The organism is Polaribacter marinaquae (assembly GCF_038019025.1).
GTDB classification, from domain to species: Bacteria; Bacteroidota; Bacteroidia; order Flavobacteriales; family Flavobacteriaceae; genus Polaribacter; species Polaribacter marinaquae.
Window position 1 is genome coordinate 2,674,051 of the sequence record NZ_CP150496.1, and the last position, 18,998, is coordinate 2,693,048.

The 18,998-nt window shown below is 38.0% G+C and carries 4 protein-coding genes and 1 tRNA gene; 4 read left to right on the forward strand and 1 reads right to left on the reverse strand.

Features of this window, described 5'->3' with window-relative positions:
- Positions 1 to 15 precede the first annotated feature (15 nt).
- The 4 genes from WG950_RS11955 to WG950_RS14145 all read left to right on the forward strand — a co-directional run bounded on the left by WG950_RS11955 (position 16) and on the right by WG950_RS14145 (position 18,803).
- The gene (locus WG950_RS11955) at positions 16 to 15,600 is read left to right on the forward strand and encodes an MBG domain-containing protein (protein ID WP_340932648.1); all 15,585 of its coding nucleotides are present in this window, start codon (positions 16 to 18) and stop codon (positions 15,598 to 15,600) included.
- Positions 15,601 to 15,642: 42 nt separating this feature from the next.
- Positions 15,643 to 16,563: a PorP/SprF family type IX secretion system membrane protein gene (locus WG950_RS11960; protein ID WP_298949656.1), complete on the forward strand. Its 921-nt coding sequence runs from the start codon at positions 15,643 to 15,645 to the stop codon at positions 16,561 to 16,563.
- Between the two features lie 24 nt (positions 16,564 to 16,587).
- Positions 16,588 to 18,498: an OmpA family protein gene (locus WG950_RS11965; RefSeq protein WP_340932650.1), complete on the forward strand. Its 1,911-nt coding sequence runs from the start codon at positions 16,588 to 16,590 to the stop codon at positions 18,496 to 18,498.
- A 152-nt stretch (positions 18,499 to 18,650) separates the two neighbouring features.
- The gene (locus WG950_RS14145; protein ID WP_377500733.1) at positions 18,651 to 18,803 is read left to right on the forward strand and encodes a helix-turn-helix domain-containing protein; all 153 of its coding nucleotides are present in this window, start codon (positions 18,651 to 18,653) and stop codon (positions 18,801 to 18,803) included.
- A 119-nt stretch (positions 18,804 to 18,922) separates the two neighbouring features.
- Here the strand turns inward: WG950_RS14145 and WG950_RS11970 are convergent.
- Positions 18,923 to 18,995 (reverse strand) — tRNA-Phe (locus tag WG950_RS11970).
- Positions 18,996 to 18,998 lie beyond the last annotated feature (3 nt).

The following is an 18,998-nucleotide window of genomic DNA, read 5'->3' on the forward strand; positions in this document are numbered from 1 at the left end:
CAAAACCACAAAAAAATGAATTTATTCAAGTCGAAATATTTTTACAAAAGATTCAAAGTAGCTATAGTTGTGTTTATTTCACTCGTAAATGTAAATGATCTTTATGCTCAAACTCAAGTCTCATTTTCAAATTGGGTAAAAAGAGGAGCATCAGCAAATGGAGATTGGGAGTATGATTCCGCTAATGAAAAGCTAACTCAAAAAATAAATGGAAGTCCAACTTTTTATGTTTCTAATGATAATTATATAAATAAGTCAGTTGAAGGGCGTTTCAAGGTAGCAACCACTGGTGATGATGATTTTGCAGGCTTTGTATTAGGGTTTGAATCTGCAGTTGATGACTCTGGTACTGAAAATAAGTTTTTACTTATAGATTGGAAGCAAGGAAATCAAACAGTTAGCCCTGAGGGCACAGCAAATGCAGAAATTCGATTATCATACTTTGATACCACCCAAAATGAAAATACTATCTTTTGGGAAACACAAACTGCAAATAGTACCTGGGGTAATATTGCCGTATACGAACCTTCAGCGAGCTTTTCTGGGGTAAATTCTTCAGGTGGTTGGGTAGATAATTTCACTTATAAATTCAAAACAGTTTATACAGAATCTAACGTCAAAATTTATTTTGATTTTGGCGACGGCGTTTTCACCAAAGTTTTTGATATAGAAGCAACTGCTGTTTCATTCTTTGATTCCTTTCCTGAAGGTAAATTTGGATTTTATAATTATTCACAAGACGATGTTATTTACGATAATTTCACAGTTCCTAATGGAAATTTATCTATTGTCAGTTCTGGTGGCGGCACCGAAAACGTGGATTGGCAAAAAACAGGATCAACAATTATTCCTTTGTCTGGTGATGCTAAAATTAATGCCTCAGAAATTGAGGCATTTGCAAATTCATCTGATTTAGCTATAGTCTGTGATGGTGACATTTCAGTAGAATCAGATATTAGAATTACTGGCTCAAATGATATCACTCTCAAGTCTAAAGGTAATATTCAAATTCAAGATAACACGAGCATTGAAACCAATGGTGGTGATCTCATTTTATGGTCAAATAGTGATAACTCTGATGGTGGATATGTATTAACAGGTCAGAATGTAACCTTAGACACACGACAAGGTGCAGCTAGCACTGGAGGGGGGGATATTCATATTGGTGGTGGTGCCGATACAAATAGTGACGGATTTCCTGATGATCCAACAGCTGGTAAATCTCATTCGGGTGGAGCCTATGGTATATTATTTGGAAATGCAGCAGGCTCTGGTGTAGAAATACTTTCTGGTGGGGGAAATATTACCCTTATTGGTGGAATTGATGCAAACTTTACTGCTTCTGAAAATGCTCACGGCATAGGATTTTATCCAGGCTATACGGTTAATGCCGGTGCAGGGAGCATAAGTTTCACAGGCTATGCCAATAGCGGTGGGGCAAATTCTTTTGGTATTGACCTTATGACATTTGGTGCAACTAATTCTAGCTCGATCTCAACCACTGGCGACCTCACTCTAAATGGTGTGACTACTGTTATAAATAACACTAACCATGGAATAATCATAAATACTGGACTAACCATAAATGCAGGAACAGTAAATATAACAGGTGATTCAGACGATGCAGGCTTAGTTTTAAATGGAGCTGTAGTTTCAGATGGCGCCATTGAACTCAAGGCTAACTCTTATTCATTCAGCTCTGGCAGTATCAGTGGCCAAGGTGCGCTGACCATTGAGCCACTAACAAATTCTAACTCGTTTAGCAGTGCATTTAGCAACAGTAGTCTTACGCTTGGGTCTGCACTGACAGGACTGACTATCGGTAAGCCAAGCAATACAGCTAATGTTACGATTGGTTCTTCAACAGCCATTACTGGACCCATTTCTATTTATGGCGGCGATATTAACATCAACAATAACCTCAATACCACCGGTGGCGGTGCAGCGGGAGATATATTGCTAAAAGCATCGTCAGATATAGTACTTGCTGAATCTAAGTCACTTACTACTAACGGTGGAAATGTAATTCTTTGGTCAAACACTGATAATGAAACAACATCGGGTTCAGTAGTAACAAGAAAAGGCTCATCAATTACGACAAATAGTGGGCATTTATGGATTGGTGGAGGTACTGAATCTGCTTCACAATGGAATGGTCTAACAGTAGGGGATGGTTATGCTGTTGCCGGAACTAGTTTGAATGATTTAGATAGACCAAATACTAATACGGATGCATCTTGGAGAGGTGCTGGTATTTTCTTAGATGGAACTACAATTAGTACTTCAGGAGGGCATATTGTTATGTATGGAAAATCAGTTGGAAATTATGATGGGCTTGTAACATATGGCATCAATACTATTAATTCAGGTACTGGAAAAATTTCAATAAATGCTGACGCAAATGATAATTACGCATCACTTTTTGGGGTTCATAATAGTGTTACTCCATCAATAACAAATATCACATCAACAAATAGTGATGCTGACGCCATTACTTTTAATCTAGGCTCTGGCACGGGAACACAAAATTATGGTGCTTGGGTAGAGGGTGATGTAATTGTTTTGGCCTCCAATGGTGGAGGCATAACTTATAATGCTTTATCGAATGTTTCTAATGTTGGACTTAATTTAGGTTATAGTACGACGAGTTCTGGTTATCTGTATTTATTAGCAGATGTTGGTGATATTAATTTAAATACAGGGCTTGGTGGGATTACCTTACAAAATCAATTCACCGATATTTATTTAGGTAAAAATGCTGATAAAGGGGTAAGTAGTTCATCAAGCGACATCACATTTACATCGGATAAAATCAGTTCAAATGGAATATTACATTTTAGTACATCGGGAGCTATAACTGTCGAATCTTTAGGCAATTCATTTACCTCTGCATTTGATACAAGTACTTTAGATTATTCTTCTGATGTTACTGGTTTAACAATAGGTAAAGCTACAAATAATCAAGATGTTACAATTGGTGCGGTTGCTATTGATGGTCCGTTAACAGTATATGGGAATAATATTTTAGTAAGCGGTGCGGTAAACGTCGGAAATAATACAGTTAAACTATCGGGTTCAGGCAATGTAACAGATGGAGTAAACGGATATATAATTGCTGAAAGTTTAGCGCTTTTAGACGGTAATGTAACGTTAAACAACACGAGCAATAATGTAGCTACGATAGCTGGTGGTGATAATACGACCAAACTGGGTGGTTTAAATTATGTGGATGCCAGCGGCGGATTGGAAATTGGTTCGGTTAATCCAGATGGTATTTATTCTTCGGGTCTTATTGAAATCGCTACGCTTTCCGGAGATCTGGAAGTGACTCAGCCGATTGTTTCTACCCTTGCCACAGGCGATGCGGTGAAACTATATGCCGATAAGGATGAGGAAGCTGAAAATGCAGGCGACGGCAATATCAAAATAACCGATAATGGTTCGATAACCGTTGAATCAGGCGCAAGAGCCTTATTGTACTCAGGTAAGGAATCAGAGAGTACGGGAGTTCAGACAGAGGTAGGTGGAGAGAGCAATACACGTACAAGTGTTGATGCGTCTACAGATTTAAGTACAGTTGATCCGGCATTGTCAGCGACAGGGAAGTATGGACTGTTTAGGGTAGATAATACAATAGATATAGCTACTCTGACCGTAGAGGCTATAGCAGATCAAACCTATACAGGTAGTGCTATAGAGCCTACGGTAGTGGTAAAAAATGGAGCCACAACATTGGTAGAAGATACAGATTATACCCTAAGCTATACGAATAACATCAATGTAGGAACAGCAACAGTTACGGTTACAGGTAAGGGTAATTATAATGGAACAAAAGATGTAACTTTTGCAATCACTCCAGCGCCACTGACCATTACAGCAGAAGATAAGAGTAAGGTATTTGGAGAGGTAGATCCTGAGTTAACGGTAAGTTATGCTGGTTTTGTAAATGGTGAGGATAAGGATGATCTATCGGGTACTTTATTAATAAGTAGAGTATCTGGAGAGGCGGTATCAACTTATGCTATTACAGCTTCAGGATTAACATCGACAAACTATGATATAACGTATACTCCAGGTACATTTACCATTACAAGTAGATTTATTACTCAATCAGCTATTACGGTATCTCCGATAACGGACTTAGTGTATACAGGCTTAGGTCAAACTCCAAGCCCAGAGGTTAAGGATGGCACTACGGTTCTTGTAGAAGATACGGATTATACGCTGTCTTATCAAGATAATACCAATGTAGGTACAGTAACAGTTACGGTTACAGGTAAGGGTAATTATAATGGAACAAAAGATGTAACTTTTGCAATCACTCCAGCGCCACTGACCATTACAGCAGAAGATAAGAGTAAGGTATTTGGAGAGGTAGATCCTGAGTTAACGGTAAGTTATGCTGGTTTTGTAAATGGTGAGGATAAGGATGATCTATCGGGTACTTTATCAATAAGCAGAGTATCTGGAGAGGCGGTATCAACTTATGCTATTACAGCTTCAGGATTAACATCGACAAACTATGATATAACGTATACTCCAGGTGTATTTACCATTACAAGTAGACTTATTACTCAATCAGCTATTACGGTATCTCCGATAACGGACTTAGTGTATACAGGCTTAGGTCAAACTCCAAGCCCAGAGGTTAAGGATGGCACTACGGTTCTTGTAGAAGATACGGATTATACGCTGTCTTATCAAGATAATACCAATGTAGGTACAGCAACAGTTACGGTTGCAGGTAAGGGTAATTATAATGGAACAAAAGATGTAACTTTTGCAATCACTCCAGCGCCACTGACCATTACAGCAGAAGATAAGAGTAAGGTATTTGGAGAGGTAGATCCTGAGTTAACGGTAAGTTATGCTGGTTTTGTAAATGGTGAGGATAAGGATGATCTATCGGGTACTTTATCAATAAGCAGAGTATCTGGAGAGGCGGTATCAACTTATGCTATTACAGCTTCAGGATTAACATCGACAAACTATGATATAACGTATACTCCAGGTGTATTTACCATTACAAGTAGACTTATTACTCAATCAGCTATTACGGTATCTCCGATAACGGACTTAGTGTATACAGGCTTAGGTCAAACTCCAAGCCCAGAGGTTAAGGATGGCACTACGGTTCTTGTAGAAGACACGGATTACACGGTATCTTATCAAGATAATACCAATGTAGGTACAGTAACAGTTACGGTTACAGGTAAGGGTAATTATAATGGAACAAAAGATGTAACTTTTGCAATCACTCCAGCACCACTGACTATTACAGCAGAAGATAAGAGTAAGGTATTTGGAGAGGTAGATCCTGAGTTAACGGTAAGTTATGCTGGTTTTGTAAATGGTGAGGATAAGGATGATCTATCGGGTACTTTATCAATAAGCAGAGTATCTGGAGAGGCGGTATCAACTTATGCTATTACAGCTTCAGGATTAACATCGACAAACTATGATATAACGTATACTCCAGGTGTATTTACCATTACAAGTAGACTTATTACTCAATCAGCTATTACGGTATCTCCGATAACGGACTTAGTGTATACAGGCTTAGGTCAAACTCCAAGCCCAGAGGTTAAGGATGGCACTACGGTTCTTGTAGAAGACACGGATTACACGGTATCTTATCAAGATAATACCAATGTAGGTACAGTAACAGTTACGGTTACAGGTAAGGGTAATTATAATGGAACAAAAGATGTAACTTTTGCAATCACTCCAGCACCACTGACTATTACAGCAGAAGATAAGAGTAAGGTATTTGGAGAGGTAGATCCTGAGTTAACGGTAAGTTATGCTGGTTTTGTAAATGGTGAGGATAAGGATGATCTATCGGGTACTTTATCAATAAGCAGAGTATCTGGAGAGGCGGTATCAACTTATGCTATTACAGCTTCAGGATTAACATCGACAAACTATGATATAACGTATACTCCAGGTGTATTTACCATTACAAGTAGACTTATTACTCAATCAGCTATTACGGTATCTCCGATAACGGACTTAGTGTATACAGGCTTAGGTCAAACTCCAAGCCCAGAGGTTAAGGATGGCACTACGGTTCTTGTAGAAGACACGGATTACACGGTATCTTATCAAGATAATACCAATGTAGGTACAGTAACAGTTACGGTTACAGGTAAGGGTAATTATAATGGAACAAAAGATGTAACTTTTGCAATCACTCCAGCACCACTGACCATTACAGCAGAAGATAAGAGTAAGGTATTTGGAGAGGTAGATCCTGAGTTAACGGTAAGTTATGCTGGTTTTGTAAATGGTGAGGATAAGGATGATCTATCGGGTACTTTATTAATAAGTAGAGTATCTGGAGAGGCGGTATCAACTTATGCTATTACAGCTTCAGGATTAACATCGACAAACTACGATATAACCTATACTCCAGGAACATTTACCATTACAAGTAGACTTATTACTCAATCAGCTTTCATGGTATCTCCGATAACGGACTTAGTGTATACAGGATTAGCTCAAACTCCAAGTCCGTTGGTGAAAGATGGTGCTACAACCTTAGTAGAAGACACAGATTATGAGTTAAGCTATGCAGCATATACCAATGTAGGTACAGCAACAGTTACGATTACAGGTAAGGGTAATTACAACGGGACAAGAACAGTAACCTTTAATATTACCCCAGCGCCACTGACCATTACTGCAGAAGATAAGAGTAAGGTATTTGGAGAGTCAGATCCTGACTTAACGGTAAGTTATACAGGTTTTGTGAATGGGGAGGATCAGAATGATCTATCGGGGACTTTATCTATCAGTAGAACTTCTGGAGAGACACCAGCTACTTACACTATCACAGCTTCAGGATTAACGTCAACCAATTATGTGATTACTTACGAAACAGGAGAGTTTACTATTGGTAGTAAGTCTATAACAGATACAGATATTAGAGTTGCTTCTATATCCGATTTAGTGTATACAGGATTAGCTCAAACTCCAAGTCCGTTGGTGAAAGATGGTGCTACAACCTTAGTAGAAGACACAGATTATGAGTTAAGCTATGCAGCAAATACCAATGTAGGTACAGCAACAGTTACGATTACAGGTAAGGGTAATTACAACGGGACAAGAAGAGTAACCTTTAATATTACCCCAGCGCCACTGACCATTACGGCAGAAGATAAGAGTAAGGTATTTGGAGAGTCAGATCCTGACTTAACGGTAAGTTATGCAGGATTTGTGAATGGGGAGGATCAGAATGATCTATCGGGGACTTTATCTATCAGTAGAACTACTGGAGAGACACCAGCTACTTACACTATCACAGCTTCAGGATTAACGTCAACCAATTATGTGATTACTTACGAAACAGGAGAGTTTACTATTGGTAGTAAGTCTATAACAGATACAGATATTAGAGTTGCTTCTATATCCGATTTAGTGTATACAGGTTTAGCTCAAACTCCAAGTCCGTTGGTGAAAGATGGTGCTACAACCTTAGTAGAAGACACAGATTATGAGTTAAGCTATGCAGCAAATACCAATGTAGGTACAGCAACAGTTACGATTACAGGTAAGGGTAATTACAACGGGACAAGAAGAGTAACCTTTAATATTACCCCAGCGCCACTGACCATTACGGCAGAAGATAAGAGTAAGGTATTTGGAGAGTCAGATCCTGACTTAACGGTAAGTTATGCAGGATTTGTGAACGGCGAAGATAAGGACGACTTAACAGGAACCTTATTAATAAATAGAGTATCTGGAGAGGCGGTATCAACTTATGCGATTACAGCTTCAGGTTTAACGTCAACGAATTATGCGCTTACTTATGCACCAGGAGAGTTTACTATTGGTAGTAAGTCTATAACAGATACAGATATTAGAGTTGCTTCTATATCCGATTTAGTGTATACAGGATTAGCTCAAACTCCAAGTCAGTTGGTGAAAGATGGTGCTACAACCTTAGTAGAAGACACAGATTATGAGTTAAGCTATGCAGCAAATACCAATGTAGGTACAGCAACAGTTACGATTACAGGTAAGGGTAATTACAACGGGACAAGAACAGTAACCTTTAATATTACCCCAGCGCCACTGACCATTACGGCAGAAGATAAGAGTAAGGTATTTGGAGAGTCAGATCCTGACTTAACGGTAAGTTATACAGGTTTTGTGAATGGGGAGGATCAGAATGATCTATCGGGGACTTTATCTATCAGTAGAACTTCTGGAGAGACACCAGCTACTTACACTATCACAGCTTCAGGATTAACGTCAACCAATTATGTGATTACTTACGAAACAGGAGAGTTTACTATTGGTAGTAAGTCTATAACAGATACAGATATTAGAGTTGCTTCTATATCCGATTTAGTGTATACAGGATTAGCTCAAACTCCAAGTCCGTTGGTGAAAGATGGTGCTACAACCTTAGTAGAAGACACAGATTATGAGTTAAGCTATGCAGCAAATACCAATGTAGGTACAGCAACAGTTACGATTACAGGTAAGGGTAATTACAACGGGACAAGAAGAGTAACCTTTAATATTACCCCAGCGCCACTGACCATTACGGCAGAAGATAAGAGTAAGGTATTTGGAGAGTCAGATCCTGACTTAACGGTAAGTTATGCAGGATTTGTGAATGGGGAGGATCAGAATGATCTATCGGGGACTTTATCTATCAGTAGAACTACTGGAGAGACACCAGCTACTTACACTATCACAGCTTCAGGATTAACGTCAACCAATTATGTGATTACTTACGAAACAGGAGAGTTTACTATTGGTAGTAAGTCTATAACAGATACAGATATTAGAGTTGCTTCTATATCCGATTTAGTGTATACAGGATTAGCTCAAACTCCAAGTCAGTTGGTGAAAGATGGTGCTACAACCTTAGTAGAAGACACAGATTATGAGTTAAGCTATGCAGCAAATACCAATGTAGGTACAGCAACAGTTACGATTACAGGTAAGGGTAATTACAACGGGACAAGAAGAGTAACCTTTAATATTACCCCAGCGCCACTGACCATTACGGCAGAAGATAAGAGTAAGGTATTTGGAGAGTCAGATCCTGACTTAACGGTAAGTTATGCAGGATTTGTGAACGGCGAAGATAAGGACGACTTAACAGGAACCTTATTAATAAATAGAGTATCTGGAGAGGCGGTATCAACTTATGCGATTACAGCTTCAGGTTTAACGTCAACGAATTATGCGCTTACTTATGCACCAGGAGAGTTTACTATTGGTAGTAAGTCTATAACAGATACAGATATTAGAGTTGCTTCTATATCCGATTTAGTGTATACAGGATTAGCTCAAACTCCAAGTCAGTTGGTGAAAGATGGTGCTACAACCTTAGTAGAAGACACAGATTATGAGTTAAGCTATGCAGCAAATACCAATGTAGGTACAGCAACAGTTACGATTACAGGTAAGGGTAATTACAACGGGACAAGAACAGTAACCTTTAATATTACCCCAGCGCCACTGACCATTACGGCAGAAGATAAGAGTAAGGTATTTGGAGAGTCAGATCCTGACTTAACGGTAAGTTATACAGGTTTTGTGAATGGGGAGGATCAGAATGATCTATCGGGGACTTTATCTATCAGTAGAACTTCTGGAGAGACACCAGCTACTTACACTATCACAGCTTCAGGATTAACGTCAACCAATTATGTGATTACTTACGAAACAGGAGAGTTTACTATTGGTAGTAAGTCTATAACAGATACAGATATTAGAGTTGCTTCTATATCCGATTTAGTGTATACAGGATTAGCTCAAACTCCAAGTCAGTTGGTGAAAGATGGTGCTACAACCTTAGTAGAAGACACAGATTATGAGTTAAGCTATGCAGCAAATACCAATGTAGGTACAGCAACAGTTACGATTACAGGTAAGGGTAATTACAACGGGACAAGAACAGTAACCTTTAATATTACCCCAGCGCCACTGACCATTACGGCAGAAGATAAGAGTAAGGTATTTGGAGAGTCAGATCCTGACTTAACGGTAAGTTATACAGGTTTTGTGAATGGGGAGGATCAGAATGATCTATCGGGGACTTTATCTATCAGTAGAACTTCTGGAGAGACACCAGCTACTTACACTATCACAGCTTCAGGATTAACGTCAACCAATTATGTGATTACTTACGAAACAGGAGAGTTTACTATTGGTAGTAAGTCTATAACAGATACAGATATTAGAGTTGCTTCTATATCCGATTTAGTGTATACAGGATTAGCTCAAACTCCAAGTCAGTTGGTGAAAGATGGTGCTACAACCTTAGTAGAAGACACAGATTATGAGTTAAGCTATGCAGCAAATACCAATGTAGGTACAGCAACAGTTACGATTACAGGTAAGGGTAATTACAACGGGACAAGAACAGTAACCTTTAATATTACCCCAGCGCCACTGACCATTACGGCAGAAGATAAGAGTAAGGTATTTGGAGAGTCAGATCCTGACTTAACGGTAAGTTATACAGGTTTTGTGAATGGGGAGGATCAGAATGATCTATCGGGGACTTTATCTATCAGTAGAACTTCTGGAGAGACACCAGCTACTTACACTATCACAGCTTCAGGATTAACGTCAACCAATTATGTGATTACTTACGAAACAGGAGAGTTTACTATTGGTAGTAAGTCTATAACAGATACAGATATTAGAGTTGCTTCTATATCCGATTTAGTGTATACAGGATTAGCTCAAACTCCAAGTCAGTTGGTGAAAGATGGTGCTACAACCTTAGTAGAAGACACAGATTATGAGTTAAGCTATGCAGCAAATACCAATGTAGGTACAGCAACAGTTACGATTACAGGTAAGGGTAATTACAACGGGACAAGAACAGTAACCTTTAATATTACCCCAGCGCCACTGACCATTACGGCAGAAGATAAGAGTAAGGTATTTGGAGAGTCAGATCCTGACTTAACGGTAAGTTATACAGGTTTTGTGAATGGGGAGGATCAGAATGATCTATCGGGGACTTTATCTATCAGTAGAACTTCTGGAGAGACACCAGCTACTTACACTATCACAGCTTCAGGATTAACGTCAACCAATTATGTGATTACTTACGAAACAGGAGAGTTTACTATTGGTAGTAAGTCTATAACAGATACAGATATTAGAGTTGCTTCTATATCCGATTTAGTGTATACAGGATTAGCTCAAACTCCAAGTCCGTTGGTGAAAGATGGTGCTACAACCTTAGTAGAAGACACAGATTATGAGTTAAGCTATGCAGCAAATACCAATGTAGGTACAGCAACAGTTACGATTACAGGGATAAATGCCTACGAGGGCAGTAGAACGGTAACCTTTAACATTACCCGAGCTCTACTGACTATTACAGCAGATGCTAAGACAAAGGAGTTTGGAGAGGATGATCCTGAGTTAACGGTAAGTTATACCGGTTTTGTGAATGGCGAGGATGATGAAGATCTCACAGGCACCTTAGCGATCAGTCGAGTTGCAGGAGAAGCAGCAGGCACTTATGCGATCACAGGCTCAGGTTTAACGTCAACTAACTATGCGATTACTTATGCGCCAGGAGTGTTTACCATCACTGCTAAGTCGATTATTGATGCAGATATTACTGTTTCACCTATTGAGGACTTTGTTTACACGGGTCAAGGGATTACTCCTCCGTTAACGGTGAAGGATGGAGCAACTACTTTGGTACAGGGAACGGATTATGGATTAGATTACAGTAATAATATCAATGTTGGTATAGCTACAGTGACGATTGTTAGCTATGGCAATTACACTGGTAACAAGGTAGTAACCTTTAACATTACCCAAGCTCCACTGACCATTACGGCAGACGATAAGAGTAAGGTATTTGGAGAGTCAGATCCTGAGTTAACAGTAAGTTATGCAGGATTTGTGAACGGCGAGGATAAGGACGACTTAACAGGAACCTTATTAATAAGTAGAGTATCTGGAGAGGCGGTATCAACTTATGCGATTACAGCTTCAGGATTAACGTCAACCAATTATGTGATTACTTACGAAACAGGAGAGTTTACTATTGGTAGTAAGTCTATAACAGATACAGATATTAGAGTTGCTTCTATATCCGATTTAGTGTATACAGGATTAGCTCAAACTCCAAGTCCGTTGGTGAAAGATGGTGCTACAACCTTAGTAGAAGACACAGATTATGAGTTAAGCTATGCAGCAAATACCAATGTAGGTACAGCAACAGTTACGATTACAGGTAAGGGTAATTACAACGGGACAAGAAGAGTAACCTTTAATATTACCCCAGCGCCACTGACCATTACGGCAGAAGATAAGAGTAAGGTATTTGGAGAGTCAGATCCTGACTTAACGGTAAGTTATGCAGGATTTGTGAACGGCGAAGATAAGGACGACTTAACAGGAACCTTATTAATAAATAGAGTATCTGGAGAGGCGGTATCAACTTATGCGATTACAGCTTCAGGATTAACATCGACAAACTACGATATAACCTATACTCCAGGAACATTTACCATTACAAGTAGACTTATTACTCAATCAGCTTTCATGGTATCTCCGATAACGGACTTAGTGTATACAGGATTAGCTCAAACTCCAAGTCCGTTGGTGAAAGATGGTGCTACAACCTTAGTAGAAGATACAGATTATGAGTTAAGCTATGCAGCATATACCAATGTAGGTACAGCAACAGTTACGATTACAGGTAAGGGTAATTACAACGGGACAAGAACAGTAACCTTTAATATTACCCCAGCGCCACTGACCATTACTGCAGAAGATAAGAGTAAGGTATTTGGAGAGTCAGATCCTGACTTAACGGTAAGTTATGTAGGTTTTGTGAATGGGGAGGATCAGAATGATCTATCGGGGACTTTATCTATCAGTAGAACTTCTGGAGAGACACCAGCTACTTACACTATCACAGCTTCAGGATTAACGTCAACCAATTATGTGATTACTTACGAAACAGGAGAGTTTACTATTGGTAGTAAGTCTATAACAGATACAGATATTAGAGTTGCTTCTATATCCGATTTAGTGTATACAGGATTAGCTCAAACTCCAAGTCCGTTGGTGAAAGATGGTGCTACAACCTTAGTAGAAGACACAGATTATGAGTTAAGCTATGCAGCAAATACCAATGTAGGTACAGCAACAGTTACGATTACAGGTAAGGGTAATTACAACGGGACAAGAAGAGTAACCTTTAATATTACCCCAGCGCCACTGACCATTACGGCAGAAGATAAGAGTAAGGTATTTGGAGAGTCAGATCCTGACTTAACGGTAAGTTATGCAGGATTTGTGAATGGGGAGGATCAGAATGATCTATCGGGGACTTTATCTATCAGTAGAACTACTGGAGAGACACCAGCTACTTACACTATCACAGCTTCAGGATTAACGTCAACCAATTATGTGATTACTTACGAAACAGGAGAGTTTACTATTGGTAGTAAGTCTATAACAGATACAGATATTAGAGTTGCTTCTATATCCGATTTAGTGTATACAGGTTTAGCTCAAACTCCAAGTCCGTTGGTTAAAGATGGAGAAATAATACTTGTTAAAGATACGGATTACACGCTATCATATCAAGATAATATCAACGTAGGCACAGCAACGGTTACCATTACAGGGATAAATGCCTACGAGGGCAGTAGAACGGTAACCTTTAACATTACCCGAGCTCTACTGACTATTACAGCAGATGCTAAGACAAAGGAGTTTGGAGAGGATGATCCTGAGTTAACGGTAAGTTATACCGGTTTTGTGAATGGCGAGGATGATGAAGATCTCACAGGCACCTTAGCGATCAGTCGAGTTGCAGGAGAAGCAGCAGGCACTTATGCGATCACAGGCTCAGGTTTAACGTCAACTAACTATGCGATTACTTATGCGCCAGGAGTGTTTACCATCACTGCTAAGTCGATTATTGATGCAGATATTACTGTTTCACCTATTGAGGACTTTGTTTACACGGGTCAAGGGATTACTCCTCCGTTAACGGTGAAGGATGGAGCAACTACTTTGGTACAGGGAACGGATTATGGATTAGATTACAGTAATAATATCAATGTTGGTATAGCTACAGTGACGATTGTTAGCTATGGCAATTACACTGGTAACAAGGTAGTAACCTTTAACATTACCCAAGCTCCACTGACCATTACGGCAGACGATAAGAGTAAGGTATTTGGAGAGTCAGATCCTGAGTTAACAGTAAGTTATGCAGGATTTGTGAACGGCGAGGATAAGGACGACTTAACAGGAACCTTATTAATAAGTAGAGTATCTGGAGAGGCGGTATCAACTTATGCGATTACAGCTTCAGGACTAACATCGACAAATTACGATATAACATATACTCCAGGAACCTTTACGATTAATAGTAGGTCAATTACGGAAACTGATATTACAGTAGCTCCTATAGCAGATCTTGTATACAATGGATCGTTACAAAGGCCTAAGCCTATTGTGGAAGATGGTTCAAACCTATTAGAGGAAGGAATCGATTATAAATTAAGTTATAGTGATAATATCAATGTAGGACAAGCGATGGTAACGATTACAGGGCTTGGTAATTATGATGGTAGTAGAACCGTAAGGTTTATGATTGTACCAAAGGTTATAGAAATTTTAATACCAGATCAAGAGAAAGATTATGGTGCTCAAGATCCTGTATTGGTATTTACAGCAGATCCTGTACTTTTTGGTTCGGATGAATTTACAGGGGTGTTATCACGAGAATCAGGTGAGGCTGTAGGAGAGTATTTAATATCCTCTGGGACTTTAAGTGCAGGAGATAATTATACTTTAAATATTCAGTCAGATGCTATTTTTAGGATTATTAGAATTGATAGTGACGGAGACGGTGTTGCGGATGATATAGAAGAGACAGATGGAACAGACCCGTTAGATACTTGTGATTTTGTATTGGCAAGTCAAACATTTCCACCGAGTATAGCTTGGGACACAGCAGACTGTGATATTGACGGAGTAACCAATGCCGAAGAATTGATAGATGGTACTGATCCATTGAATTCAGATAGTGATGGAGATGGAGTTGTAGATGGTTATGAGAAAACAGATGGTACAGATCCATTAGATTTTTGTTCATCAGTACCATCTAGAATTACAGAGTCATTATCTGATGAATTTTTGTTTAGTGACTGTGACGGTGATGGTTTGAGTAATGGAGATGAGATTGGATTAGATCCAAAAAATCCAATTGGCTCAAATGGTAATGGTATTTTTGATTATTTAGAGTTCAATAATTATAGACCTTCGGCAGAGGATAATTTAGAGGTTTTTAATTTATTGACTCCAAATGGAGATGGCCAGAATGATGTATTTGTGATCCGTAATATTGAGTTGTATCCGGAGAATATTTTAGAGATTTACAATCGTTGGGGATCTAAGGTTTATAATGTATCGGGATATGGGCAAAATGGAAATTATTTCACAGGTGTTTCCAATGGAAGAGGAGTAATTTCACCATCATCATTATTACCAACAGGCACATACTTTTATATTTTAAAATATAAATCAAGTTCAGGAGATTTTAAAGAGCGCAAGGGTTATTTATATTTAACTAGATAGATTGTTTTAAGATATAAGATAAATTGTAAAAATTAAAAATAAATGAAAAAAATAGTCACACTTGTTATTATACTTATAAGCGGATTGAGTTACTCTCAGCAAGATGCTCAGTTTAGTAACTATATGTATAACACGCTGAGTTTTAATCCGGCGTATGCTGGTTCCCGTGGTACGACAAGTATTTATTTATCACAACGTTCTCAGTGGATTGGTTTGGATGGAGCACCGACAACGAATGCTCTTTCGTATCATTCCCCTTTAGGTTCTTCTAATTTAGGTATTGGGTTGAGTTTTTTAAATGATGCGATAGGGCCTGTTGAAGAGAATTTAGTTTCTTTAGATATGAGTTATACGATCCAAACGTCATATGATTATAAATTAGCCTTTGGATTACGAGCGAGTGCTCATATGCTGAATGTAGATTTCAACCAGTTAAATATATTTAACCCAGGGGATGTATTGGCGCAGAATAACATTAATAATCGTATTTCTCCGAACTTTGGTTTTGGAGTGTTTTGGTATTCAGATAAGAGTTATTTAGGATTTTCAATTCCTAATTTATTACAGACCAAACATATTAATAAAAACTTAGGAGCATCTGTAAGTTCGATATCTAAGGAGCGTTTGCATTATCATTTTACAGCGGGTTATGTATTTGATTTAAGTCAAGATGTATTATTTAAGCCTGCATTGTTGACAAAGTTTGTTTCGGGTTCTCCGTTACAATTGGATGTATCGGGAAATTTTCAGATATATGATAAGTTTACTATAGGAGGGTCATATCGTATAGATGCAGCTGTGAGTTTATTAGCTGGCTTTCAGTTAAGCAGGAATTGGTTTTTAGGTTATGGTTATGATTTTGACACAAATAATCTATCTACGTTTAATTCAGGTTCACACGAGGTTTTCCTACGTTATGAAGTATTTAGGAATAGCAATATAAAAGCACCGCGATTCTTTTAAAAAAAACAAAACCACAAAATAGAGATGAAATTACATTTTAATTATATTACACTTTGCTTACTATTAGTAAGTGGATTTATATATGGTCAACAAGAAAGAGAAGTAAGAGCTAATTCAAAGTACAATAGCATGTCTTACACTGAGGCTATAGCTCTTTATAAAGGTTTGGTAGCAGATGGTTATGGTTCACCGGAGTTATTTGAGAATTTAGGGAATTCATATTATTTACAATCTAATTATGCGTTAGCTAGAGCAAGTTACGATTCATTATTTAAAAGAACTAGGGATGTTTCTAAGAGCACCTATTATAGATATATCAATGTGTTGCGAAGTGAGAAAGAAGATAAGAAGGCAGATAAGTTGTACGCTACATTATTAAAGAAATACCCACAGGAGAAGATAGAAGATAAGCTTAAGAATCGTATTTTTTTAAGTCCAGAAGTACTTGTTGTTTCTTCGGTTACTCTAAAAAACTCAAAGATTAATTCTCCATATTCAGATTACAAGGTTTCATATCTAGGAGAAGATAAGATTGTTTATTCAAGTAGCAAGGAGACAAAGAGTTTTTTATCTACCAAATCTATTTGGAATAATGAGGCTTATACGAACCTATACGAAAGTCGTTTTGATGGAGATAGCCTTATAGGTGAAGTTTCCAAATTAAAAGGTCGCATCAATAGATTTTACAATGAATCTTCAGCCGTTTTCACAAAAGATGGTAAAACGATGTATTTTACTAGAAACAATCATTTAGCAAATCAAGTAAAGACAGATTCTTTAGAAAATGTTTTACTAAAAATATACAAAGCAAGGTATAATGGGAAGCGTTGGGTAGATATAGAAGAGTTACCATTTAATAGCAACCAATACAACTGTGCACATCCGGCCTTGAGTCCTGATGAGGATTATTTATATTTTTCATCAGACATGCCTGGAACGAAAGGAGAATCTGATTTGTATAGAGTATCTATAAGTGATAACACCTATGGTACGCCAGAGAATTTAGGAGCTCAAATAAATACGTTAGGTAGAGATACTTTTCCATTTATCACCTCAGAGAATGTTTTGATTTTTTCTTCGGATTATAGAAAAGGTCAGGGAGGATTAGATTTGTATTATACAGATTTAAAAAGTACGAATAAAAGAGTCTATACTTTTAGCGCCCCTATCAATTCTACTTCTGATGATTTTGGCTTGGTTTATAAAGTCTCAGAAGGTACAGGTTTTATCTCTTCGAACCGTAAAGAAGACAATGTAGGTTCAGATGATATTTATGAGTTATCAGGATTAACGATTCCAAAATTGGAAAATTTGACAGTAATGATCAAATCGAAGAAAGGGAGTGATGTAATAGGAAATACATCGGTTACCTTATCAAATGAAAATAACAGTATTTTAGGCACTATAGTTGCAATCAACAATGAATTATCTTTAAAGGATTTAGATCCATCAAAGACCTACAGATTGGAGGTAAACAATGAGAATTATCAACCATATGCTTCCTCACTACAATTTAAAGGCACCAATACAACTACTATTTATCTTACAGAGAAAGCGGTACCACCAGCAGCAGTAGACTTGCAAGATCTCTTAAAGTTAGAGAATATTTACTTTGATTTTGACAAGCATGCAATTAGAAGCGATGCTGCAATTGAGTTAGCTAAGATTGTAGAGATATTAAACAGATATCCAGTAATAAACTTAGAGATCTTAGGTCATACGGATCTTCGTGGACCGGCATTGTATAATGAGAGATTATCTCTTCAAAGAGCAACATCTGTAAAACAATGGTTGGTAGATAGAGGGATCTCATCAGATCGAATAACCACCATTGGTTATGGAGAGAAACAGCCTATCAATGATTGCGAAAGAAATAAATGTACAAAAGAACAACACGGTCAAAACCGTAGAACGGAGTTTTTAATCAAACAATAACAGACAACATTTTATAAAACTTCAGAAAAGACTCAAATGGATTGTTTGGGTCTTTTTTTATCTACGTTTATAAAATCATTTATATTGTCTTAAAAAAGATGTTATAGAAGGCAATAGGTCAGACTACTTTTAATAACTCACATGAAAAGTATTTGAGTAGAAGTGAAACTGCAAAATTACTTCATGTAACAGAGGTAACTCTTAATAATTGGGAAAAGAAAAATATACTTGTTCCGAGTAGAATGGGTAGACGTGTCTTATATAAAGAGGCTGAAGTTTTGGAGAGATTGGACCATGCTGCTTAATTAAAGTATAACAGTATAAATGTTATGTAATGTTACAGACTGCGCACACCTTTGAGCACACCCTAAAAACCAAAAAACCCGTAAATCATTGTTTATAAATGAGTTACGGGATAATTTTGTGGTACCTCCAGGAATCGAACCAGGGACACAAGGATTTTCAGTCCTTTGCTCTACCAACTGAGCTAAGGTACCATT